Genomic DNA, 24,273 nt, shown 5'->3' with positions numbered 1-24,273 from the left:
CTTATGTGTTCCCTTTTTTGGTCTTGAAATTCTGAAGCGAATTGGCGAGCGACGCGATAAACTGCGCGCCCGTATCCCAGCCCGCGAGCCTGGCCGCCCGCCAGAGCGCCCCGCCCACCGGCGGCAGTTTGGCGGCAACCGGCCGGCCGAGTAGCAGGGCGATTTCTTCACCAACGATGCGAGATTGGAAAACTCCGCCGGCATGAGACCAGGCAAGCGATGGCTGCCCGAGCCTTTGGCGCGCGGCCTCTCCATGATCGGCGAGCGATCGCGCCGCCGACCTCAAGAGATTGATCGCCGCCGCATCGCCAGCCTCCGCAAGCAAACTCACGCGTTCGGCCAAGGCGGCAAACCGCGCCCGCGCATTCGGTTGGTCGTAGGCCCAGGCGATCAGCCGAGGGGCATCAACACCGCAGGTGTCGAGTATTGCCGCTGCAAAGCCCGGTGCGTCTCTCCGCCCGTCAAGCGCTTGCGAGGTTAGCGACAACGCTGTTCGCCCTATCCAGAAGGCAGATCCCTCGTCGCCAAAAGCTTCACCCCAGCCGCCGACGCGCAGGCTTTTACCGCCGACCTTTGCCCAGGCCATGCTGCCAGTCCCGGCGAGCAGGAGAACCCCATCGTCGCCCGCAAAGGCGCCGTCACAGGCCACCTCGACATCGTTCAACACCAGATGCGGACAATCGAGAATGGCCTTTGCCGCCTCGCGCTGCGCCTCGCTGATGCTTGCGACCTCACCATGGCAAGGCAGACCAAGCACGGCAGCGGCAGGCAGAGTGCCGTTGCAAAGTTGACTGACGGCATCGGCAAGCTCGCCACGCCATCCCTCGCTGGCAATCGGGTCAAATCCCGGCCCGGTCCACTGGCTGAGAACTTGACCGCTCTCATCGACGATCGCGGCAAGCGTCTTGGTCCCTCCCGAATCCAGTCCGAGAACAAAGCTCATTGGGCGGCCCCATTCGGCAAATCCGCCTTGCGCAATCCCACGCCCAGGGACGCGATCCGCTCCATCCATTCCGCCGACAGGGCAGTATCGGTGACCACCGACTGCAAATCGGACAATGGCGCTACCCGATAGGTCAGACGCTGGCCGAACTTGCTCGCGTCTGCCAGCAGAATCCGTTGTTCCGACCGGGCAATCATTACCGAGTTCAGCCGAGCCTCGTTCTCGTCGATTGACGTCATGGCACCGTCATCGCCAATCGCACCGGCACCGAGAAACAACTGCTTGAACCACAAGCCTTGCAGCATCTCCTCGGCCAACGGCCCGACAACGGAAGAGTTTTCCTTGCGCAACTGGCCCCCAAGCAGCGTGACCTTCACTCCGGTGACATCGATCAGCATCTGCGCCGCAGGCAGGCAATTGGTGAAGACGTTGAGGGGCAGCGGATTGACGCGGATCTTGCGCGCAAGCTGCAGGACGGTGGTGCCGGAATCCAAAAACACCGAAGTACCCGGCTGCAGCATCTCGTAGGCAAGATCGCCGATTGCGCGCTTGGCCATAAGCGACTGTGCTTCACGTTGCTCGAAAGCCACCTCGACCTCAAACTGATCCGCGAGCCGGGCACCGCCATGGGTACGGACCACGACGCCCATATCTTCGAGCTCGACCAGATCCCGCCGCAAGGTTGGCACCGACGCCCCAACCGCTTGCGCGATAGCCGCAATCGACGATGACCCGTTCGAAAACAGAAACTGGCGGATGGCTTGGGCGCGGTCGTTTTTCATTTGGAAGCACATTCATTCGTTCACTATGGCGCAAACATTCCGCATAAAAGAATCATTGTCAATCATAAAAATGATCGTTATTGATCGTTTAGTTTCTCATTTGGAGGCAGAAAGTGTCCACGAACCTTCTTCTCACGCTCCCCCATCTCCATCGGCAGGGAAAGACGACCGGCATCACGTCGGTATGCTCGGCCCATCCCGACGTGATCCTCGCCGCGCTGACGCTTGGGCGGGACATGGGCCAACAGGTGCTGATCGAAGCGACCTGCAATCAGGTCAATCAAGACGGCGGCTACACCGGCATGACACCGGTCGATTTCCGGCGGTTCGTAGAGGGGATCGCCGCTGAAACCGGTTTCGATCCCCGCAAGATCACTCTCGGAGGCGATCACCTCGGACCCAATCCGTGGAAACATCTGCCGGCAGAACAGGCCATCGAGAAGGCGCGCACGATGGTCGCGGCCTATGCGGCGGCGGGCTTTGAGAAAATCCACCTCGATTGCTCGATGGGATGCGCGGGTGAGCCGATCGCACTCGACGACGAGACAACGGCACATCGCGCGGCAGACCTGGCCTCTATTGCCGAACGAAGCGCACACACACCGCCGGTTTACGTCATCGGCACCGAAGTCCCCATCCCAGGCGGCGCGCTCGAAGAGGTCGAGCATCTGCAGGTGACATCACCGGAGGCTGCCCGCGAGACGGTGGAAGTCCATGCCGCAGCCTTTGCCACCCGGAATTTGCAGAGCGCGTTCGAACGCGTCGTCGGACTGGTCGTGCAGCCGGGCGTCGAATTCGGCAACCAGAATGTCGTCGCCTATGAACCACAGGCAGCACATGCTCTGTCGCAAAGCCTGCATCTGCTCCCCCATCTGGTTTTCGAAGCCCATTCCACCGACTACCAGACGCCTGCAGCACTCAAGGCATTGGTTCAGGACGGGTTCTCAATCCTCAAGGTCGGACCGGGCCTGACATTCGCGCTGCGGGAGGCTCTTTATGGGCTGGATCTGATAGAAGCCGAGCTGAATGGCGGCGCCCCGCACCTGAAGCCGGCCATGGAAGCTCTCATGACAGCCGAGCCGCAACATTGGCAAAGGTACTATCCGGGCACGACGGACGAACAGCGAATCCAGCGCCATTTCAGCTACTCGGACCGGATTCGTTATTACTGGACTCATCCCACGGCGCAACAGGCCGTTGCAGGACTTCTGGCGCGGCTGGGCAACAAGCGCCTGCCAGAACCGTTGATCAGCCAATATCTCGGATCGGCCTGGCCGGAAGTGATGGAGGGAACGACCAAGCCAACGGCGCATGGCCTGCTTCAGGCCGCCATTACGCGAGTGCTCCGAAACTATGCGGCTGCCTGCGGATAGCGCATTGCGAGTCTCGTGCTCTAAAAACTCAAGGGCGGCTTCGACTCCAAAACGGCCAGCGCCGTCGCCTCGTCAGTGATCAGCACATTGACATACTTGGCGCGCAGGCAGGAAAGGATCGCATCGCGCTTGGCAAGCCCGGCGGCAACGCCAATCGAGAGCGTACGATTCCGGCAGGATTCCAAGCTGATGCCAATGGTTCGGGCGTCGAGTTCGGCATCGACGATCCTGCCTTCAGCGTCGATATAGCGGCTGAGGATATCCCCCACAGCACCCTTCTGCCTGAGTTGTTCATGCTCCTCCAGCGACACGTAACCGGACTGGATCAGCACCGAATCCGGCACCATGGCGCCGATACCGAAACATATGACCGGGACGCGCGCAGCGAAATCCAGTACGGCGGCAATGGTCGGATCATGCTCCAGCGCTTCTTTGGTGGCAGCATGGCCGAACATGGCGGGCACGGGCAGCAGCATCGCCGTGCCCTTGCCGGCACTGGCGAAAAGCTCGGCGACATTGTTGGTCTGCGGCCCCGAGGAACGGACATTCATGGAGCCGTTCAGCAGAACGACCTCGACGCCTTCATTCCAATAGGGAGGGAGGCGACGGGCGACCGCCGTCATTGTCCGCCCCCAGGAGACGCCGACGGCGGGGACATTGCCCAAGCCCGAGAGATATTGCCCGGCGGCGCGCGCGACGGCATCGAGCACCAGGGCCGCATCCTCATCACTGCTGCACGGGACGATGACCGCTTCCTTCAGCCCGAAGGCGGCTTCAAGCCGGCTTTCAAGCCCGGGCAAGCGCGGCGTATGCGGCACGATTTCGATCCGCACAAGCCCGATCTCCTTGGCTTCCGTGAGCAACCGGCTCGCCTGCCAGCGGGTCAGGCCCAGCTCGGCGGACAGGTCGCTCATCGTCATGTCGAGGTGATAATAGCGCTTGGCAACCTGGATCATCAATTGTTCGCGCTGCTCGGCGGAGAGCGAGCGAAACTGAATATCGCGTTCCAGCCGATCTGGCTTCATTGCGGCCTACCCCTCCAGCTGGCTGGTGGCCAGCCGCCGCGATTGCGGCATCAGCAGTTTTGTAGCCTCGAGATATTCGTCAAGCAAATGCTTGTAGATCACATGTGCGTCAAGATCCGGCTCGATGACGGTCGTTTCCTGCCGCACGGCGTCGGCGGCGGCAAACAGATCGCCTACCAGGCCCGAACCTGCGGCAGCCGCGGCCGCAGCACCGATAATGGTCAAATTTGCCTCGCGAGGCAATTCGACTGGAAGTCCAATGGCGTCAACGGTCGCCTGCAGCCACAGCCTGTTCTTGGCGTAGCCACCCGAACTGACGATGCGGTCGACGGGCACTTCCAACTCATGCACCCGCTTCAGCACATTGGCGGATGCCAGTGCAACACTCTCGATCGCCGACCTGTACATGCTCGCCCGATCGTGGCCGAGCGAAAGGCCGATGATCGCGCCGCGCAACAGCGGCTCGCGATAAGGCGTCCGGTTGCCCATGAAATAGTCGAGCGTCAGCAGGCCAGTGCCACCGACCGGAATGGCGGCGGCCTTCTCCCGCAGGGCTATGCGGCCCACCGCGTCGAGCTCGAACAGGTTCTTCTCGTACCAGGTAAGCACCGACCCGGCAGAGACCTGGCCTGCTTCGACCAGCCAGTGATCGTCGACCAGGGCATGCGGATAGGGACCCCAGAAGCCATCCATCGGCCGCTGGCGATCGAGCTGGAAAAGCTGGACGACCGAGGTGCCGCCGATCATCAGCATTTCCCCCGGCTTCATGGTTCCGGCGCCCAGCATGCCGATATGCGCATCGATGCCGCCCTGCGACAGGATGGGGCGATTGTCGAGGCCGAGATGGGCGGCAGCCGTCGCGCTGATCCGGTCGATCGGGGCGCCCACAGCGAAGATGTCGGGCGGCAGCTTGGCTTCAAGTCCGTCCACGCCGAACTCGGCGTAGAGTTCCGTGGGAAAGCGCTTCCGCACGGAATCATAATTCCACTTGCAGGTCGCGTTCATCCGCGAGCCAACCCACCGACCAGTCAGCATGTAATTGATGTAGTCTAGGCACTCGCAGATGATATCGGCTTCGGCATAGACTTGGCGTTCGTGGCCAGCGAGCCACATCGCTTTCGAGATCAGCCATTCCGACGCATTGGCGCCGCCAACATAATCCATGATCGAGTTCTTCGACTTGCCGCTGCGCTCCGCCTCCTCGGCGGCACGGCAATCCATCCACAAGAGCGCAGGCCGAAGCGGCGTGCCATCACTCTTGCAGGCCACAACGGTGGATGCCGTGGTGGCAACGCAAATTCCCGATATCTCCGGCGAACGGAGATCCTGCATCAGCGCTCGGCAGGTGCTACCCAGTGCGTCCCACCAATCGAGCGGGGATTGCTCGGCCCAGCCCGGACGCGGATAGGCGGTCTCGTATTGCTCCTCGCGCTCGCCCAGCATGGAGCGCGTTTCGAGATCGAAGACGCCAACGCGAATGCCGCCGGTGCCGAAATCCAGACCGAGGAGTTTGGCCATGCGAAGTGCTCCGATTCTCGGGATTTATGGGCGGAACATGATCTTCGAGAAGAATTCGGATTTGTTTTTGATTTTCTCGAACATCGCGGGCAGCTCCTCCAAGCCAAGCTCATGGGTGATCATGAATTCCCACTTGAGCCTTCCGCTCGCCAGGCTGTCAAGCGTCACCGTCCACTGCTTGCCGGGATAGGGCGCGCCGAAGGAATTCCAGGCGCCGTGCAGGGAAACTTCCTGGCGCAGGAAATGCTGGAAGGTCTTGTTTTCCAAGGTGATGTCGCCGACCGGAATGCCGATGAACACGACATGGCCGCCGGGTGCGGCAAGTTTTGCAGCGACGTTGATGGACGAATTGTGCCCGGCCGCCTCGATGATGATATCGCATTTGATCTCAGCCGGAATGGCATCGGTGACCAGGAATGTGTGATCGGCACCCGCTTCCCGCGCCTGGGCCAATTTTTCCTCCGACACATCGATGGCGACGACTTCCGAGCAGCCCATCAGCTTCATCCACTGAATGGCGAAAAGCCCGATCGGGCCGCAGCCGATGACAGCACCGCGCTGGCCGGCGGTCGGCGGTGCCTTCCAGATTGCATGCAAAGCGATCGAGGCGGGGTCTATCATCGCCGTTGCGCGGGGATCCATGCCCTTCGGTGTCCGCAGCAGGTTGCCGACCGGCACGGCGACGAATTCCGTATAGGCGCCGTCACGGCGCGAGCCGAAGTAATCATAGTCACGGCAGCGGGAGAAATTGCCGGTCATGCATTGGTCGCAGACGTAGCATGGCAGCATTGGCGGGACGCCCATCAACTCGCCAACCGAGAAGCCTTCGACGCCCTCTCCGATCTCGGTGATGTGGCCCGAAAATTCGTGGCCGCAGACGATCGGCATCTTGTGCGCACCCTTGATCAGCATGCGCGGAATGTCCGAGCCGCAGACGCCGACAGCGGCGACCCTGAGCATGACGTGACCTGGCTTGAGCTCGGGCTTGGGAATATCTTCGAGGCGAATATCGCCGGGCGAATACATGACGGCTGCGCGCATTTGTGTGGTCCTGTCTTTGGATGAATACTCAGCCTGGGAAGCTGCTGGTGAAGGCGTCGGTGGCGATGATCGCATCGCGGACAATCGGCACGGAAAGCGGCACTGCCACGTTCCAGGTCGGTGAGCCCTCAGCGAGTGCGGCTACCGCCACACGCTCCAGATCGGCCTTGCTGACGGTGGCAAGATTGAGATCGGCAAGCCGGGTCGGCAGGCCGAGACTGCGGCAGAACGCCGTCATTTCGCTGATCTCGGCGAGCGGCCTGCCTTCGAGCATCAATAGGCACAGCACGCCAAAGGCGACCTTCTCGCCGTGGAAGAAGGAATGAGTCTCGTCCAGCACGGTCAATCCGTCATGAATGCCGTGCGCGGCGGACACCCCGCAATTCTCGAAGCCGAGGCCCGACAGTAGCGTATTGGCCTCGATGATATTCTCGACGGCGGGGGTTAGCGCCCCCTTCTCGGCCGCAAATTTGGCTGCCAGGGCATCGCGCATCAGCACATCATGGCAGGCGCGGGCAATGGCAACGCCAGCGGCCGGCGGCAACATGTTGGGCCTGACCAGATTGGTGGAGTTCGAGTCGAGATTGGAACGCGCCTCGAACCAAGTGGAAAGCGCGTCGCCGATCCCCGACACCAGAAAGCGTACAGGTGCCCTGACGATCACCTCGCTGTCGACGATGACCATATCGGGATTGCGGCCCAGCGAATGCGCTTCCTGATAGACGCCATCGTCGGTGTAACGGACAGCGATGGCACTACAGGGTGCATCAGTCGAGGCGATGGTCGGAACGATGACGATCCGGCCGTCGGTTGCGATTGCCGCCATCTTGGCGGTGTCGGCCGTCTTGCCGCCGCCGATGCCGACGACCACGCCGGTTCCCGAACTCTTCACCAGCCCAGTGATACGATCGATCTCGCCGCTCGAACATTCGCCGTTGAAACGTTCCAACTGAAAGTCGAGGCCCGCCTTCTCCATGCTCTGCTTCAGCGCCGGACCATATTGATCGAGCACGAAGGGATCGGCGAGCAGGAACGCCCTCTCGCCGAGGCGCGAAATATGCTCGCCCAGCCGGGCCAGTTCGCCGGCGCGCTGGATGTACTTGTTCGGTCCGCCGAAGGAGCGTCCGCCTGAATTTTCCGTTGTCATGGCAAAATCCCTTTCGCACAATCGTGCATGAACTTTACATTTGTAGGCATCTGGACGCAGTTCTGCCCAAATGCCTCCTGCTTGCGGCTACCAGCCGCCGTTTACATAACCGCCATCGACGGGCAGCGTCGTACCGGTGACATAAGCTGCAGCCGGAGAGGCCAGGAACAGGCATGTGCCAACCAGGTCATCGACCGTGCCCCATCTTTTCAACGCCGTGCGATGTTCAATCTTGCCGGCCAGTTCCGGCACCGACCAAATATCCCGCGTCATCGCAGTCTTGTGATAGCCCGGCGCGATGGCGTTGACGCGGATGCCGTCCGGGCCAAACTTGTGAGCCAGCGCGCGCGTCAGGCCGACAATGCCGGTTTTCGAGGCGCAATAGGCAGGCACGCGGTCGTCGGCGAGATAGGAGAGCATCGACGCCGTGTTGATGATCGCGCCCCTGGACTGCTTGAGCAGCGGATGCGCCGCCATCGCCAGCCGCATGGCGCTGTTCATGTTGACGTCGATCACTTCCATATAGGCGTCTTCATTGAACTCCTCGTCCGGCTTGACGATGCCGGCGGCGTTGACCAGCACGGAAAGCGACCCGAGCGACGGCACGAATGTGTCGATCGCCGCCCGATCGCGAACATCAAGCTGCTCGAAGCGAATGCCAGCAAGCGCCGGGTCCTTGCGCGCCTTGTGGATCTTCGCCTCGGACGTGCCGGTCGCCACGACATCGGCTCCCATGCCGGCAAAACCCTGGGCAATTGCCAGTCCGATGCCGCTCGTGGCACCCGAGACCAATACCTTATGGCCGGCATAGAGATCCTTACGGAAGGTATCCAATATGGCTTTCATCAAACTCTCCCTTGTTTCCTAATGCCGGAGCAACTGATTGCACGGCGCTGATTGCCTGGCTCCCTCTTCTCCCCAGCGGGGAGAAGGTGGCCCGAAGGGTCGGATGAGGGGGCTTCCTGCGCCGTCATCGGTTGCCGTCCCCCTCATCGCCTCGCTCTGCTCGGCACTTCTCCCCGCTGGGGAGAAGAGGGAGCGAGTTGCAAACGCTCCTCTCCAACGTTCGATGCTCACAGACGTTCATCCCTCTCACCAGACCGTATAGCCGCCATCGGCGGCGACGATGGAACCGGTCATCAGGCTCGAGGCGTCCGACGCCAGGAACAGGATGACGGCGGCGATTTCCGGCGGCTGGCCCATGCGGTTCATCGGCGTGTTGCCGACCCAGTGCTTCATCATGTCCGGATCGTCATAGACATAGCGGGTCAGCTCGGTCTCGATATAGGTCGGCGCCACCGCATTGACGCGAACGTTGCGCGTCGCCCATTCCGCCGCCAGCGACCGCGTCAGGTGGTGAACGCCAGCCTTGGAGGCATTGTACTGCGACTGCTCCTGCGGCCGGTTGACGATGTCGGCCGACATCGAGCCGACATTGACGATGTTGCCGCCGCCCTGCTCCAGCATCGCCTTGCCAAACGTCCGGCAGCACCAGAAGACACCGTTGAGATTGACGTCGAGCACCTTCAGCCAGGTCGGATCGTCCATCGTTTCGGCCGGGCGATTGGAGATGGCGATGCCGGCATTGTTGACGAGGATATCGACGCGGCCATGTCGGGCCGTGATATCAGCATGCACCCCCTCCACCGCACGCGGGTCGGTGACATCCAGCACTTCGCTGAACACTTCGCGCCCCTTGGCACTGAGTTCGGCCGCTGCCTTGGCGGCGGCCTCGCCATTCATGTCCGTGATGATGACTTTGGCGCCGGCCTCGCTCAGCGCATCGGCCGTGGCAAAGCCGATGCCGCGCGCAGCCCCCGTGATAACCGCCGTCTTGCCCTTCAGGCTGAACAGTTCGAGATACATGGCTTCCTCATTCATTCCCGGATTCTGCGGCAGCCAGCGCGTCGAGATCGTCATAGAGGGACTGGCTGTTGAAATAGAGCTTGTCGAAAACCGGCTGCATGCGGCGGTACTTTTCCTGCCACGCCGGATCAGGCTTGATCTCGTCGGCATAGCGAACGAAGGCGGAGACCGCTTCACCGAGCGAGTTGAACCGGCCTGTTGCCACGGCACCCATTGCCGCGCAGCCGAGAATGCCGCATTCCTGCTCCTCCGGCACGACGATCGGCACGCCATAGACGCTTGCCTTGATGCGCAGCCAGAGCTCTGTCTTGGCCCCGCCGCCGGAGGCGATGACGCGCTCGATCTTCTGGCCGGACGCTTTTTCCATGATCCTGAGATGGCGTGCACCGGCGAAGGCGACGCCTTCGAGGACCGCCCGGTTCATATGCGAGAGTGTGTGGGCAGCGCCGAGCCCGAAGAATTGCGCCCGTGCATTGCGATGCGCGCCGAGACGCTCGCCGGTCAGGAACGGCAGGAAGAACAAGCCATCGGAACCGACAGGCGCATCTGCCGCGCGCGCCACCAGCTGATCATAGCTTTCACGGCCTTCATGCAGGGCGCGGCGGGCCCAGCGCATCGCATCACCACCGCTTTCGAGCAGCGCAAACGGCCCCCAATTGCCTTCGACCGTGGCGACATTGGAGATTTCCGGATCGAGAAGCGGTGCTGGCGCGATCAGCGTCAGAATGCAGGAAGTACCGGTGACATCCGAAACCAGCCCGGGCCGGCAAGTGCCCGAACCCAGCAGTGCTACGGGATAATCCGCACCGCCAACCAGCACCGGAGTACCGGAGGCAAGCCCCGTGTCCAGGGCCGCGGCCTCTGTGATATGGCCGAGGATTTCCAGCGGATTGCGGATCGGCGGCAGTTTCGTGCCATCAAGACCCAGTCGCTGGACCATAGCCGCAGACCATTGACGGGTGGCAGGGTTCATCAGGAACGAGCAGGATGCGTCACCCTCATCCATAGCGATTTCGCCAGTCAGCCGCAGATTGATGTAGTCCTTCGGCATGATGACATAGGCCGCGCGGGCATAAGCATCCGGATCATTATCGCGCAACCATGCGAGCTTGAAGCCCGGCCAGGCGGGCGTCGGCGGGTTGCCGCTTTCGGCGAGATAGGTTTCGGGTGCATTGGCGCGCTCGAAGTCGCGGACGAGGCCGATGGTGCGCTTGTCGTTCCAGAGCGGCACGAGGTCGCGGGTCAGCTTGCCCTTTTCATCGACCAGTACCGTGCCATGCATCTGACCGCAGGCGACCACCGCTGAGATGCGCGACTTGGCATCAGGGACATCAGCGAGCACCGTTCGGATCGAAACCACGACGCCAGTCCACCAGTCTTCCGGACGTTGTTCGGCCCAGCCGAAGCGCGGCACGATCTGGTCGTGCTCGCGTGCGGCGATGGTCACGATCCGGCCCGCGCCATCGACAAGGGCGGCGCGAACGCTTCCCGTGCCGACATCGATGGCAAGCGTGAGGGCATTGGTCATTTTCAGCCTGCCCCTGTTCAGCGCTTCAGCGAGCCGGTGCCGTATTGCAGAAGCATGGCAACGACGATGATTGCGCCCATATAGACCTGCTGGTGATAGCCCGGAACGCCGGCAAGGTTCATGATATTGGCGATGATGCCCATCACCAGCGCGCCCAACAGCGTGTTGATCACGCCCCCCTTGCCGCCCATGAGGCTGGCGCCGCCGATGACCACGGCCGCAATGACATTGAGCTCCGCGCCGACGCCAACCTGGGCCGAGCCGACGCCGGTGCGGCTGGCCGAGATAATGCCGGCCACTGCAGCCAGGACCCCGGAAATCACATAAACCGCCAGGATATAGCGCGGCACGGCGATACCGGAGAGACGCACGGCCTCTTCATTCGAGCCGATCGCCGTGATGACGCGGCCGAAGCGGGTGTAATTGAGCACGATGCCGCCGACGATAAACACAGCAAACATCAAGATGACCGGCTGCGGGATGCCGAACAGGAAGCCCGAACCGAACCGGCTGAACGCATCGCCGGCATCATCGAGCGGGATTGGCCGTCCCTCCGAAGTGATCAGCGAAAGGCCTCGCGCGATCGCCATCATCGCCAACGACATCACGAAGGAGGGCAGCCGGAGATAGGCGATGAAGCCTCCTGTCACCAAGCCGCAAACAGCGCCAGACAGCAGAACCAGCAGGATAGTCACGAACGTACCATAGCCCGATATGGCGCAGAAATAGCCCGTCAACACCGAACCCAACGCCATGACCGAGCCGACCGACAGATCGATGCCGCGCGTCAGGATCACGAAGAGCATGCCGACCGCCATGATGCCAGCGCTCGATGCCACCTGTCGCAGCACGTTGAGGATGTTGCCACGACTGAGGAAGCTGTCGGACCACAGGGTGGCGACGATAACGAGGACCAGGAAAATTGCGAGCGTTCCGAAGCGCTGGATGATCGAACGATAATCGACGGTGCGCTTTTCTTCCGGCTGTGTTGCAGTGTCTGTCGTGCTGGTCATGCCTGGATACCCTGATTTGCAGTTATGGTTCCGCCCGTCATCGACAGGCCAAGCAGGTTCTCTTCGCTGTAGTTGTCGGGCATCAGTTCGCCACGGATCTGCCCCTGCCCCATCGCGAGCACCCGATCACAGAGGCCGAACAGTTCCTGGTGTTCCGACGAAATCACCAAAACAGCCTTGCCATCCTCCGCGAGCTTGTTGACGAGCGCGTAGATCTCGGTTTTCGCGCCAACGTCGACGCCACGCGTCGGCTCATCGAGGATGATGACATCGCCATCGGCGTGAAACCACTTGGCCAGCACGACTTTCTGCTGGTTGCCGCCAGAGAGGCTGGATACCGGCGCATCGACGCTCGACGCCTTCAGCCGCAGGCTCTTGCCGAGCGCTGTGACATCGGCGCGCTCCTGGCTCCGCTTGAGGAAGCCGAACGCGTTTACCACCGAGGACATCCTGGCCATGGTGGAATTGACGCGGATCGGTTTGTCCAGAATGACACCCTGCTGTTTGCGGTCCTCCGGTACTAGGCCGATGCCGGCTTCAACCGCATCCTTCGGCGATCGGGGCTTCAGCACCTTGCCTCTGAGGGTAATCGTGCCGCTTTCGAGTGGATCGGCTCCGAAGATGACGCGCGCGACTTCGGTACGACCGGAACCGATCAGGCCACCGAGACCAACGATTTCTCCTGCCCTGACGGAAAAGCTGATGTCGCGCACCATGCGACCAGCATTCAGGTTTTCGACCTTGAGCAGTTCCGTGCCGATCACGCGCTTGGCGCGTTCGGGGAACATCGTTGCGATCGGCCGGCCGACCATCATGCGGATGATTTCGTCGACCTTGACGTCTCCCGTATTGACCGTGCCGACGGTCTGGCCATCCTTCATGACAGTCATGCGGTCGGCGATATCGAACACTTCGTCAAGGCGGTGGGAAATATAGACCACGCCGACACCGCGGTCGCGCAGGCCACGGATGATCTGGTGCAGCTTCATCGCATCCTGCGCGCCCAGCACAGCCGTGGGCTCGTCGAAGACGATGATCTTGATGTCCTGCGAAAGGGCCTTGGCGATCTCGACCACCTGCTGATGGGCGACCGCAAGTGTGCCGGCGATCCGGCCCGGATCGATCTTGAAGCCGAGGCGATCGATCAGCTCCCTTGCCCGCTTGCGCAGGCTGGAATGGGAAATAAGGCCCGGCAGTTCGCCGAGGAAGATGTTCTCCGCCACCGTCAGATCCGGCGCCAGCGCCAGTTCCTGGTGGATGACGACGATGCCAAGTGCCCGGGCATCGCGCGGATCGCGGAAATGGACCGGCTTGCCGTCAATGACGACTTCACCGTGGCTGGGTGTCATTTCGCCGCCAAGAACGCGCATGAGTGTGGATTTGCCTGCACCGTTCTCGCCGAGCAGCGCATGCACCTCACCCGGGCGCACGTCGAAATTCACCGATTTCAGTGCGTGGATACCTCCAAACGACTTGGAGATTGACTTGAGATTGACGAGTTCGGTCACCATGGCTCTCCGGACAGATGGCAATGAGGCGACGGAGGTTTGCCCCGCCGTCTCATCTCTACAGCTTTTCAGCCGTCTCGGGAGGAACAGTATTAAAAGACAGCGTCGGCGCGGTAGTACTTGTCGACGTTTTCCTTGGTAATGACCGCAGGCGTCGTCAGTTCGAGCTTCGGGAAGTCCTTGGGCAGCTCGCCCTTCATAGCCTTGAGACCGATGTCGACGGCCGTGCGGGCAACGAGATCGGGATCGTTCAGACCCGTAGCGCCGTACTTGCCTTCCTTGATCAGCGCGAGCGCTTCCTTCTGGCCGTCAGCGGCGGCGAGCGCCAGCACGTCGGTCTTGCCCTGAGCGTCGAGAGCCTTCATGGCGCCGAGCACCATCGAGTCATTCTCGCCGAGCACGACATTGGCATCGGGATGCGCCGTCAGCAGGTCTTCCATGGCAGCAAGACCGCCTTCATGGGCCCAGCCGCCCCAACCCTGGCCGACCACTTCGAAGCTGACCTTGCCGTCATTGACGAGCTGGCCTTCGACAAGACCCTTGAAGACGCCGAGGCGGCGGTCGCGGCCGACTTCATTGCCCTTGTCGCCGGAGAGCAGGATGATCTTCATCGGCTTGCCCTTCATGGTGTTGGCGAGCCACTGGCCGACGAGGTAACCATTCTGGTCGTTGGACGAACGAACCTGGGTGATGACATTGGCCTTGGTGCTGATCGACGAATCCATCACCACCACCTTGACGCCGGCAGCAGTCGCGGCATCGGCGGCGGCGACCAGGCCTTCCGGATCGCGCGGATTGAGGATCAGCAGGTTGACGCCCTTGGCGACCATGTCTTCGACGTCGGCGATCTGCTTGGCCATGTCGTTCTGGCCGTCAGCGCTGGTGACTTCGCAGCCCGCCTTCTTGGCCTGATCTTCTGCGGCGGCGACCTGTGCAGCGAAATAAGGTGCTCCAAGCGTATACATCGCAATGCCGACTTTGCAGTCAGCCGCATTCGCTGCGCCGAAAGACGCGACACTCATCGCGACAGCCAACACGCATCCTGAAAGTGTGATCTTCATGGGTTACTCCTCCGATTTCCATGACGTGGGAAGCATGTTTGGCTCCCATTCTTGTAGTTAAAATACATTTTCGGATGGCGGTCAAGGATTATTTCGTTCCCATATTTGCGATTAAGACACATTTGTAACGTACATTGCGCCGCAATGGACCCATGTTGCGCCGCAACGACGCTAGTGAGCCAGATTTTGACCCCTTCGCACTTGTGCTGGGCAAGCTTTTGTGTAGTATTACTACATTGATGAATCGCAGGGAGAATAGCAATGGCTTTGCTCGAACCGGGCGTCGGCTACGTCGACATCGCGGCCGGACAATTGAAAGGTGCGACCAACCGCTATGTGAAAACATTCCGGGATCTGGATGGTCTTTACGAAGATGCAGCGGCTTTCGCTGATCTGATCTCCGCCCGCGGCAGCGAGGTCGCCTATGAGGTCACCGACTACAAACCCTCTGCAAATTCGGGCGATATCATCATCGGCGTGACCCGCATGGAGCCTGGCAAGGTGGGTAACGAGTACTATATGACGCGCGGGCACATTCATGCGCGACCGAACCGGCCGGAAATGTATTATGGCGAAAGCGGCCTTGGCGTCATGCTGCTTGAAGCCCCCGACGGCCAGGTGCGTACGATCGAGATCGGCCCGAAGACGATGTGCTATGTGCCGCCCTTCTGGATTCACCGCTCGGTCAATGTCGGCAGCGAACCTCTGGTCATGACATTCTCCTACCCTGCTGATTCCGGCCAGGATTACGATATCATCGCCAAGGCTGGCGGCATGCGCAGCCGCATCATCGACGACGGCAAGGGCGGCTGGAAGGCTGTCGAAAACAAGAGCTATGTCGCCCGGCCAAAGGCTTTGGTCGATAGCATCATGGCGATGGTCGACTGAAGCAGCCGGGAGGAGAGGAAGAATGACGGATTATGCTCCGGCGGCCCAGCCGACGCTGTATTTCATCGGCGTCACAACTGGTAAAAGCTCGATCATGAAGGTGTTTCCTGCCTGGGCCAAGTATCTCGGGCTCGAAAATGCCGTCATCAAGGGCATCGATTTTCCCCTGCATGCGGAACCGGATGCCTATCGCCGCGCGGTCGCCTTCATCCGAGACGATCCGATGTCGCTGGGGGGCCTGGTGACCACCCACAAGATCGACCTCTTCAACGCGTGCAAGGACATGTTCGACGAGATCGACCCTCACGCGCAGCTGATGGATGAGACGAGCTGCATTTCCAAGCGCGACAGCAAACTTGTCTGTCATGCCAAGGACCCGATTTCCTCAGGCCTTGCACTGGATGCGTTCCTGCCGGACGGCTACTTTACACGCACAGGCGCAGAACTTTTCTCGATAGGTGCCGGCGGTTCGACCATCGCGCTGACCTGGCACATGATGCATGCGCGGCGCACAGGCGACCGGCCCTCCCGGATCGTGGTTTCCAACCGCAGCCAGCACCGACTGGACGAGATCAAGCGAATCCATGATGCGATGCACACGACGGTGCCGGTCGACTATCTGCTGGCGCCTCGGCCAACGGACAATGACGCCATCGTAGCATCCCTCAAGCCGGATTCCGTGGTGATCAACGCGACCGGTCTCGGCAAGGATGCGCCGGGCTCGCCACTGTCCGATGCGGTGCAATTTCCGCAAGGCGCTATCGTCTGGGATCTCAACTATCGCGGCGAGCTGATCTTTCTCGATCAGGCGCGGGCGCAAGAAGCGGCAAAGGAGCTGCAGATCGAGGATGGCTGGATCTACTTCATCCATGGCTGGACGCAGGTGATTGCGGAAGTCTTCCATATCGACATTCCCGCCAGCGGACCAAGATTCGATGAAATCTCCCGCATCGCGCAGCAAGTCTCGAAGGGTTGAACCATGGGTCACAAAGTGCTTGTCACGCCGCGCTCGCTGACGGAAGCGCCCCATCCCGCCGTCGAGGCAATGATCGGTCACGGGGTCGAGATTGTCTATGCGACACCGGGCAAGCTGCCGGATGAGGCCGAACTGCTGCGGCTGGTGCCCGAGGTCACAGGCTGGCTGGCCGGTGTCGAACCAGTCTCGCCGAAGGTCATTGCCGCTGCCACCAGACTAAGGGTCGTCAGCCGCAACGGCACAGGCCTTGATAACCTGCCGCTCGGCGAGATGAAGGCGCGAGGCATCACGGTGCGTACCGCCGATGGTGCCAATGCACGCGGAGTGGCGGAGCTGGCGATCGCGATGATCTTTTCGGCCATGCGCCACCTTCCCTATACCGATCAGGGCCTGAAGGTGGGCGGCTGGCCCCGCCGTCGCGGCATCGAGTTCTTCGGCCGCACCGTGGGCGTCATTGGCTGCGGCGCAGTTGGCGGCTCCGTGGCGCGGCTGGCCTCGGCGATGGGCGCGCATGTGTTAGCTTACGACCCGGCGCGACCGGAACTCGGGATCGACCCGGCACGATTCCGTTGGGCGGAGCATGCGGAGATTTTCCGCGAAACCGATATATTGACGCTGCATTGTCCACCGAGCCGGGATGGCAAGGCATTAATCAATGCCGACATGCTGAAGACCGTCAAACCCGGCCTGATACTCGTCAACACAGCAAGGGCGTCGCTTGTGGATGAAGCGGCTGTGATCACAGCGCTCGATGAAAGGCGACTGCAGACCTATTGCGTCGATGTGTTCGACCCCGAGCCCCCGACATATCCCGGCCTTGCCTCGCGACCGGATGTGATCGCCAGTTCCCATATCGGCGGCTATACCGAGGAAAGCGTCAATCGCGCCACCGAAATGGCAATCTTCAACCTGCTGGAATCACTCGGTCTCGAACAACGCGCCCTGACGGCGTAAGGCATGGCTGTGTCTCATCTCAACCCGATCTCCTTCGAAGAACCGCTCGCCCAGAAGCTCAGCATTGGGCCGGGCAATGGCATCTCGCTGTTCTGGCTGGGGCAGGCCGGCTTCGTTGTTGAAGCGCGTGGCCAGCGCATCGTCATTGATCCCTATCTCTCGGACTCGCTTGCCGACAAGTACCGCAGCACCCGCTACCCGCACGAGCGAATGGCGCCGGCGCCACTGACGCCGGATCAGCTGGGCAAGGTCGATCTGGTGCTCTGCACCCATCAGCATACCGACCATATGGATGCCGAGACGCTCAAGCCACTGGCAAACCGCCTGCCGTTGCTGAAATTCGTGGTACCCGCTGCATCGTGCGAACTGGCCATGCAGCGGATCGGCGTCAATAGCGACCGGCTGATTTTGGTCGATGCAGGGGAAAGAATACAGTTCAGTGGCTTCGAGCTCCATGTTCTACGCGCCGCGCATGAAACCCTGGAACAGGATGAAAGCGGCCACCACAGATTCCTTGGCTACGGGCTGGACTTTGGCTCCGCCCGCATCTTTCACTCGGGCGACACAATCCCGTTCGAAGGCCAGGATGAGGAAATCAGGGGGTTCGCCCCCGATCTGGCGCTACTGCCGGTCAATGGCCGTTCAGCGACCTTGAAGGCAGCCGGGTTTGCCGGAAATCTCACGATGTCTGAAGCGATCGCAGTTTGCCAGCGCTGCGGGATCGGCACCATGATTGCGCACCACTACGATATGTTCGCCTTCAACACGATATCGGCTACCGAGATCGAGCGCGCCGCGCGGGACGCTCCAATGGAGGTGCTGCGCGCCCGCTACCACACAGAGTTTCGCCTTGACGGTGGATAGCGGGCAATGGCAGGAATCGGCCATGGCGTATGAAGACATCTCAGCCCGGAATGCCGGGCAGAATATCCTCGAAATCGTGCGGCAGGCGCTGCCCGACCTTCGCAAGTCCGAGCGTAAGGTTGCCAATCGCGTGCTCGAAGACCCTAATCGGATCCTGAATGCGGCTCTGTCGGAGGCTGCAGCGCTTTCCGATGTCAGCGAACCCACCGTGATCCGCTTCTGCGTGGCAATAGGCTGCACCGGCTACCAGGAGTTCAAGCTCAGGCTCGCCCACAGCCTGGCGCTCGGCACGACTGCCACCCACTCCGTGCTCTCCAAGGATGACTCGACGGCCGAACTGGTCGAGAAAATTTTCGGCTACACGATGACCAGCCTCGACTGGGCGCGCAGCCACCTCGATACCGAGGCACTCGGACAGGCGATCGCACTGCTGAGCGAGGCCCGCAGCATCGAATTCTTCGGACTCGGTGCCTCCGGGATCGTGGCGCTGGACGCGCAGCAGAAGTTTCCCCTATTCGGTGTACCCTGTGGTGCGCAGGCCGACACGCACCAGCAATTGATGACAGCGTCGATGATGCAGGCGGGCGACGTCGCCGTGATCTTCTCCAATACCGGCCACACGATCGCAATGATTGAGGTCGCGGAAGTCGCGCGCAACGGCGGCGCCAAGGTCATCGGGGTCTCGGGCTCGCGCGCGCCGCTTCTCGACCATTGCGACGTTGCGATTCTCGTCGAGACGCTGGACAACACCGATATCTACACGCCGACGATTTCGCGTATTGCGGCCCTCGTGGTGGTCGACATCCTCTGCTCGGCAGTGGGTCTGCGCCGGGACGCCGAACACGGCCAACGCTTCGAGAACATGAAGCAACTGCTTCGAAACCAGCGCATCAACGGCCCCGCAAGGCCCCGCTAAACCAGCATGTCGTGACCTATGCGGCGTCCAGCGCGAGCGTCAGGTCGGCAATCAGGTCATCGGGGTGTTCGATGCCGATCGACAGGCGGATGGTCGATTCCAGCACGCCGATCCGCTGGCGGACACCCACAGGCACACCGGAATGGGTCATCGTCGCGGGGTGGCTGGCCAGCGACTCGGTGCCGCCGAGGCTGACGGCCAGCTTGAAGATCTGCAGCGCGTTCAGAAACCGGAACGAGGCGGGCTGGCCGCCGCGAATGTCGAATGAAAATGTCGATCCCGCGCCACTGCATTGAGCGGCAAATGTCCTGCCCAGCGGCGATTGGGCGTCGTGATAGGGAAGATAATGGATTTTCTCGACCTTGGGATGGTCGCGCAGGAAGTCGGCGACGGCATGCGCATTGCTGTCGGCCTTCTCCATGCGGATCGAAAGCGTCTCGAGCGACCGGCCGAGCATCCAGCACGAATGCGGGTCGAGCTGCGTGCCGATGGCGCCACGCAGGGCCTTGATCTGCTTCATCACCGATTTCGCGCCAAGCGCCGCCCCCGCGATCAGGTCGGAGTGGCCACCAACGTACTTCGTCAGCGAGTAAAGCGAGATGTCGGCGCCGTGTTCGATCGGCCGCTGGAAAACCGGGCCGAGCAGCGTGTTGTCACAAGCGACAACCGGTATGTGCCCCTGTTTCTCACCGATCGCGTCGGCGACCCTGCGGATCTTTGCCACGTCAACCAGGCTATTGGTCGGGTTGGCGGGCGTTTCGATCAGGACTACCGACACCCTGCCTTTGGCCATGGCCGCTTCCGCCGCTGCCTGGATGGAGGCTTCGTTGACGCCATCGGTAAAGCCGACAGCCGCGACGCCCATGTTGAGGAACGTCTTGGCGAGAAGCGTTTCCGTGCCGCCATAAAGCGGCTGCGAATGCAGGATCGCATCTCCCGGGCGGACGAAGGCGAGCAGCGTGGTGGCGATCGCCGACATGCCGGAGGAGAACAGCGCGCAGCTTTCCGTGCGTTCGTAGACGGCAAGCCGATCCTCGACGATCTCGCTGTTTGGGTGGTTGAAGCGGGAATAGACCAGTCCGGCGCCGGTGCCCGCAGGCGGTTCGCGCCGGCCAGAGACGAAATCGAAGAAATCGCGGCCTTCCTCGGCGGATTTGAAAACGAAGGTCGAGGTGAGGAAGACGGGCGGCTTGACGGCCCCCTCCGACAGTTCCGGATCATAGCCGTAATTCAGCATCAGCGTCTCGGGATGGAGCTTGTGGTTGCCGATATGGGTCTTGGATGGATGTGGAACGGTCATGACGAATCTCCTCGCATGATGACTGGTCTGCCTGAGGCAGATTACAACAAATTCGACGGTCCGTTGCCCGAATCGTTCACCGCGCCTGTTAGCGGAAGACGCTATTCATGACGAACCGGTAGCGCTCGGGGCGAACATAGAAGGTCGACCGCTCGGCCGGTGTGTTGTCGGTGAACCAGGATGTCCGCTCCATGGTGAGAAGTGCGGCGCCCTTGGGAATCTTCAGGATCGCTTCGAGATCGGGATCGGCGGTTTGCGCGCCGATGGTGACATGAGCGCGCTCGACATCGAGCCCGGCAAGGGCGGAAACGATCGCGTAGGTCGGGCGGCTTTCCATCTCCTCGCGAGACAAATCAGCCAATGCCGCCGGCAGGAAACTGCGCCCGAGCGCGATCGGCTCATTGTCGACGAGGTGAAGGCGCTCCAGAAACAGGCATGTCTCCCAGCCCGCGCCGAGCGCTGCGGCAATCCTGTCAGGCGTCCGCACCGTCTCCAAGGCAAGAATGCGCATCCCCGCATTCAGCCCCTGCAGCAGCAGCGATTCGTGGAAGCTCCTGAGCGTATCGAGCTCATGGCGCACCTCCTTGCCCGCGACATAGGTGCCCTTGCCTTTGCGCCGCTCGATCAGACCGCTTTTGGCAAGTTCTTCCAACGCCAACCGAACAGTGACCCGGCTGACAGCGAAGCGCGCACCGATCTCCGCCTCGGACGGCAGCCTGCCGGACGGTTCGAAGCGGCCGCCGGCGATTTCATCGCGCAGCCTCGCCGCGATCTGCCGGTAGAGCGAGGTGGCATTGTCCCTGACGATTGACATTCAACAACTTCGATCATGTGAGGAGTTCCAGCGTTTCATACAGGTCATTTTTTGCTCTGTCGATTCAGGGCTTGCGGTACTTGTATTAAAATGTATTATCAATCGCGTGTTTGTCTATGGAATTAGTCGTCAATGAAGATTATCAGCCCTCTCCGCTCGCCGCCAGTTCTCTCCGCAGATGCCGTCGGCTTTGCCTACAAGAACGGCCGCCAAGTGTTCCGAGACTTTTCGCTGACGGTGAAAAGGGGCGAGTTCACCGCCCTCCTCGGCCCCTCCGGCTGCGGCAAATCCACCATGCTCAATCTGCTGTCGGGCTTTCTCAAGCCGAGCAACGGGACGATACGCATCAACGGCCAGCCGGTGTTTCCGGAAATGCCGGCACTCGGCTATGTCTTTCAATCGCCGAACCTGTTTCCCTGGCTTTCGGTCGAGGACAATGTGCGCTTCGGCCTTAAAATGGCCGGCAAGACCAGCCCGGCCGAACAGCTCGAAAAAGCCCGCCATTATCTCGCGCTGGTCGGATTGGAGAAGTCGGCAACCGATCTTCCGCACCAGCTGTCCGGCGGCATGCGCCAGCGCGTGGCGCTGGCCCGTACGCTGGCGCTCGAGCCCGATATCCTGCTGATGGACGAACCGTTCGCGGCGCTCGACGCCATCACTCGCATCCACATGAACGAGGAATTGCTGCGGCTATGGTCGGATCTCGGCCAGACCATCGTCTTCATCACCCATGATATCGATGAAGCCGTGTTCCTCGCCGACCGCGTCGTGGTTCTCGGCCTTCCGCCGAATGGCATCGACAGCGAAACCCTCATCGACCTGCCACGCCCCCGCGACCGCCAGAAAACCCGCAGCTCGGCGCGGTTTGCCGACTACGGCGAACAACTGATGGGCCGGATCGGCGCAATCACTCAACCTGGACGGCCTGCGTCCCTCGAACAATCAGGAGCACGTCACTATGCAAGCGTTTAAGACGATGAAGGGTAGCATTCTGGCCGCAGCGATGGCGCTGATGGCCGCGGCCCCAGCCTTTGCCGAAGATCAGCATCCCCTCCGTATCGGCTGGGTTTCGGCGATGGCCAATGCCCCGGCTGTCATCGCCGACAAGAAGGGTTTCTTCAAGCAGGAAGGACTGAACGTCGAACTCAAGCCGTTCGGCGATGGTCCGGTGATCCAGCAGGCCGTGGCGTCGGGCGACGTCGATGTCGCCTATGTCGGTGCTCCGCCGGTCTATCAATGGTTCGCGCGCGGCCTCGACAGCGTCATCCTCGCCAAGGTCAATTTCGGCCAGGCGGCACTGGTCGCCAAGGCATCCGGCCCGATCCGCACGCTTGCCGATCTCAAGGGGCAGCGGCTGGCCGGCGTCAATCGCGGCAGCGGCATGGACGTGTTGCTGCGCGGCTATGTGCTTGGGGAGGTGGCCAAGCTCGACCCGGACGCCGATCTCCAGCTTTCCCAGATGCCGGCCGGCAACATGAATGCGGCACTCGACACGGGTGTCGTCGATGCGGTTTTCGAATGGGAACCCTTCGTCAGCCAGTCGGTGCTGCGCGGCGCGGGCCGGGTCGTCTTCGACGTCAACGAAGCCCTGCCGCGCTATCCCTGGTATGTCATCGCTGCGACGCGCAAGACCGTCGGCGCACGCCCGGATGATATCGTCAAGCTGTTGCGCGCCCATCGCAAGGCGATCGCCTTCCTGCACGATCATCCCGAAGAATCCGACCGGATCATCGCCGCGGCCTTCAAACTGCAAGCCGTCCAATCGCCTGATGGCAAGACGGTGCCGGCCGAAGCCATTGTTGCGGAAGCCCGCAAGCGGCTGGGCTGGTCCGATGCCATCGAAGACAGCGACCGCGCCTTCATCCAGCGGCTGATGGACTATTCCCTGGCGCTCGGTTTCCTGTCCAAGCCCCTGAAAGCCGATGATGTCATCGACACCAGCCTCTGGGTACGGGCAACCGGCGCGCAGAACTGAGCAGAGCTGAAATGTCCGCATTGATCACGTCACTGAAGCCCTCCTGGAGTTGGGCGTCGCTACCGGCCCTCCTAGTCGTCTGGTGCCTGGCCGCAAGCCAGGTCCCGTCCTATGTCCTGCCACAGCCGTGGGAGGTCGTGCTGGAGGCCGGGCACTGGATCCGTTCCGGCGATCTCTGGCACCAGATGGGGGCGAGCCTGCTGCGCGAGATCGGCGGCTTTTCGGCGGCGACGGTTGCCGCGCTGGCGCTCGGCACGGCCGGCGCGCTTTCCACCCGGTTTCGGGAATTTGCGAGCCCCCTCAACAGCCTGTTCATGGCGATACCGCCGATTGCCTGGGCGCCGCTGTCGATGATCTTCTTCGGTCTCGGCTATCTATCGATTGCCGTGGTGATCTTCATCGCCGCCGTGTTCCCGATGGCAGCGACGATCCAGGAAGGCGTGCTCGCCATCCAGGGTGGCGAAGTTCGCGCCGCAAGAACATTGGGCGCCAGCAGGTTTCAGCTCCTGCGGCATATCTACCTGCCGGCCTCGCTGCCGTTCATCACCACCGCTCTGCGCATCGGCTTTTCGCAAGCCTGGCGGGCTCTGGTGGCCGCCGAAATGATCGGCGCCTCCCAAGGCATCGGCTGGATGGTGGCGATGGGCGGCCAGACCGGCAATTCCAGCGAGGTGCTTCTCGGCGTCTCGTTGATTGGACTGATCGCCTGGCTCATGGAGAGCCTGGTTTTCCGACGTATCGAGCGCCGCTACGAAAGCTGGCGCGGACAGCAATGAGGTCA

23 protein-coding genes are annotated in these 24,273 nt (G+C 61.6%); 9 read left to right on the top strand and 14 right to left on the bottom strand.

Annotated features, from left to right (window positions below):
* Position 1: 1 nt before the first annotated feature.
* Positions 2-943: an N-acetylglucosamine kinase gene (locus tag ACXHRN_RS02505; protein ID WP_488639774.1), complete on the bottom strand. Its 942-nt coding sequence runs from the start codon at positions 941-943 to the stop codon at positions 2-4.
* Entirely contained in the window at positions 940-1,725 is a 786-nt protein-coding gene (locus ACXHRN_RS02500) for a DeoR/GlpR family DNA-binding transcription regulator (protein WP_488639773.1), read from the bottom strand. The genes ACXHRN_RS02505 and ACXHRN_RS02500 overlap by 4 nt, the downstream gene beginning before the upstream one ends.
* Positions 1,726-1,838: 113 nt before the next feature.
* Between ACXHRN_RS02500 and ACXHRN_RS02495 the strand changes: the two genes are divergently transcribed.
* Positions 1,839-3,098: a D-tagatose-bisphosphate aldolase, class II, non-catalytic subunit gene (locus ACXHRN_RS02495; RefSeq protein ID WP_488639772.1), complete on the top strand. Its 1,260-nt coding sequence runs from the start codon at positions 1,839-1,841 to the stop codon at positions 3,096-3,098.
* A 20-nt stretch (positions 3,099-3,118) separates the two neighbouring features.
* Here the strand turns inward: ACXHRN_RS02495 and ACXHRN_RS02490 are convergent, their stop codons facing one another.
* From ACXHRN_RS02490 to ACXHRN_RS02445, 10 genes are all read right to left on the bottom strand, one after another.
* The gene (locus tag ACXHRN_RS02490; protein WP_488639771.1) at positions 3,119-4,123 is read right to left on the bottom strand and encodes a sugar-binding transcriptional regulator; all 1,005 of its coding nucleotides are present in this window, start codon (positions 4,121-4,123) and stop codon (positions 3,119-3,121) included.
* 6 nt (positions 4,124-4,129) lie between these two features.
* A complete protein-coding gene (locus ACXHRN_RS02485) occupies positions 4,130-5,641 on the bottom strand; it encodes an FGGY-family carbohydrate kinase (protein ID WP_488639770.1) in 1,512 nt (503 codons plus the stop codon).
* A gap of 24 nt (positions 5,642-5,665) precedes the next feature.
* On the bottom strand, positions 5,666-6,682 hold the full coding sequence (locus ACXHRN_RS02480) for a galactitol-1-phosphate 5-dehydrogenase (protein ID WP_488639769.1): 1,017 nt from the start codon (positions 6,680-6,682) through the stop codon (positions 5,666-5,668).
* A gap of 28 nt (positions 6,683-6,710) precedes the next feature.
* Positions 6,711-7,829 carry a glycerol dehydrogenase gene (locus ACXHRN_RS02475; RefSeq protein ID WP_488639768.1) on the bottom strand — a complete coding sequence of 373 codons (1,119 nt, stop codon included), beginning with the start codon at positions 7,827-7,829 and terminating at the stop codon, positions 6,711-6,713.
* An 87-nt stretch (positions 7,830-7,916) separates the two neighbouring features.
* Entirely contained in the window at positions 7,917-8,675 is a 759-nt protein-coding gene (locus ACXHRN_RS02470) for an SDR family NAD(P)-dependent oxidoreductase (protein WP_488639767.1), read from the bottom strand.
* A 246-nt stretch (positions 8,676-8,921) separates the two neighbouring features.
* On the bottom strand, positions 8,922-9,695 hold the full coding sequence (locus ACXHRN_RS02465) for an SDR family NAD(P)-dependent oxidoreductase (RefSeq protein ID WP_488641807.1): 774 nt from the start codon (positions 9,693-9,695) through the stop codon (positions 8,922-8,924).
* Between the two features lie 7 nt (positions 9,696-9,702).
* Positions 9,703-11,223: a xylulokinase gene (locus ACXHRN_RS02460; RefSeq protein ID WP_488639766.1), complete on the bottom strand. Its 1,521-nt coding sequence runs from the start codon at positions 11,221-11,223 to the stop codon at positions 9,703-9,705.
* Positions 11,224-11,240: 17 nt separating this feature from the next.
* Positions 11,241-12,236 (bottom strand): ABC transporter permease, encoded by a 996-nt coding sequence (locus ACXHRN_RS02455; RefSeq protein ID WP_488639765.1) that lies wholly within the window; start codon positions 12,234-12,236, stop codon positions 11,241-11,243.
* Positions 12,233-13,747: a sugar ABC transporter ATP-binding protein gene (locus tag ACXHRN_RS02450; RefSeq protein ID WP_488639764.1), complete on the bottom strand. Its 1,515-nt coding sequence runs from the start codon at positions 13,745-13,747 to the stop codon at positions 12,233-12,235. The genes ACXHRN_RS02455 and ACXHRN_RS02450 overlap by 4 nt, the downstream gene beginning before the upstream one ends.
* An 89-nt stretch (positions 13,748-13,836) precedes the next feature.
* On the bottom strand, positions 13,837-14,805 hold the full coding sequence (locus ACXHRN_RS02445) for a sugar ABC transporter substrate-binding protein (RefSeq protein WP_488639763.1): 969 nt from the start codon (positions 14,803-14,805) through the stop codon (positions 13,837-13,839).
* A 261-nt stretch (positions 14,806-15,066) separates the two neighbouring features.
* Between ACXHRN_RS02445 and ACXHRN_RS02440 the strand changes: the two genes are divergently transcribed.
* Genes ACXHRN_RS02440 through ACXHRN_RS02420 form a run of 5 tightly spaced genes read left to right on the top strand, consistent with a single transcriptional unit; the run spans position 15,067 to position 19,403 of the window.
* Positions 15,067-15,693, top strand: a complete 627-nt coding sequence (locus ACXHRN_RS02440; RefSeq protein WP_488639762.1) for a glucose-6-phosphate isomerase — start codon at positions 15,067-15,069, stop codon at positions 15,691-15,693.
* Between the two features lie 22 nt (positions 15,694-15,715).
* The gene (locus ACXHRN_RS02435; protein ID WP_488639761.1) at positions 15,716-16,669 is read left to right on the top strand and encodes a shikimate dehydrogenase family protein; all 954 of its coding nucleotides are present in this window, start codon (positions 15,716-15,718) and stop codon (positions 16,667-16,669) included.
* Positions 16,670-16,672: 3 nt separating this feature from the next.
* A complete protein-coding gene (locus ACXHRN_RS02430; protein WP_488639760.1) occupies positions 16,673-17,623 on the top strand; it encodes a phosphoglycerate dehydrogenase in 951 nt (316 codons plus the stop codon).
* A gap of 3 nt (positions 17,624-17,626) precedes the next feature.
* On the top strand, positions 17,627-18,487 hold the full coding sequence (locus tag ACXHRN_RS02425; protein WP_488639759.1) for an MBL fold metallo-hydrolase: 861 nt from the start codon (positions 17,627-17,629) through the stop codon (positions 18,485-18,487).
* A 22-nt stretch (positions 18,488-18,509) separates the two neighbouring features.
* The gene (locus ACXHRN_RS02420) at positions 18,510-19,403 is read left to right on the top strand and encodes an SIS domain-containing protein (RefSeq protein ID WP_488639758.1); all 894 of its coding nucleotides are present in this window, start codon (positions 18,510-18,512) and stop codon (positions 19,401-19,403) included.
* 16 nt (positions 19,404-19,419) lie between these two features.
* Here ACXHRN_RS02420 and ACXHRN_RS02415 read toward each other — a convergent pair whose 3' ends face one another.
* Positions 19,420-20,703, bottom strand: coding sequence for a cystathionine gamma-synthase family protein (locus ACXHRN_RS02415; RefSeq protein WP_488639757.1), 1,284 nt, complete (start codon positions 20,701-20,703; stop codon positions 19,420-19,422).
* 88 nt (positions 20,704-20,791) lie between these two features.
* Entirely contained in the window at positions 20,792-21,517 is a 726-nt protein-coding gene (locus tag ACXHRN_RS02410; RefSeq protein ID WP_488639756.1) for a GntR family transcriptional regulator, read from the bottom strand.
* Positions 21,518-21,649: 132 nt separating this feature from the next.
* Here ACXHRN_RS02410 and ACXHRN_RS02405 point away from each other — a divergent pair, with 132 nt between their 5' ends.
* From ACXHRN_RS02405 to ACXHRN_RS02395, 3 genes are read left to right on the top strand one after another with little or no spacing between them, the layout of a single operon-like run.
* Positions 21,650-22,489, top strand: coding sequence for an ABC transporter ATP-binding protein (locus ACXHRN_RS02405; protein WP_488639755.1), 840 nt, complete (start codon positions 21,650-21,652; stop codon positions 22,487-22,489).
* Entirely contained in the window at positions 22,476-23,492 is a 1,017-nt protein-coding gene (locus ACXHRN_RS02400; protein ID WP_488639754.1) for an ABC transporter substrate-binding protein, read from the top strand. The genes ACXHRN_RS02405 and ACXHRN_RS02400 overlap by 14 nt, the downstream gene beginning before the upstream one ends.
* 11 nt (positions 23,493-23,503) lie before the next feature.
* A complete protein-coding gene (locus ACXHRN_RS02395) occupies positions 23,504-24,268 on the top strand; it encodes an ABC transporter permease (protein WP_488639753.1) in 765 nt (254 codons plus the stop codon).
* Positions 24,269-24,273: the final 5 nt, after the last annotated feature.

It is taken from the genome of Shinella sp. OV683, assembly GCF_057787725.1.
This window is presented reverse-complemented; position numbering and strand designations above follow the sequence as displayed.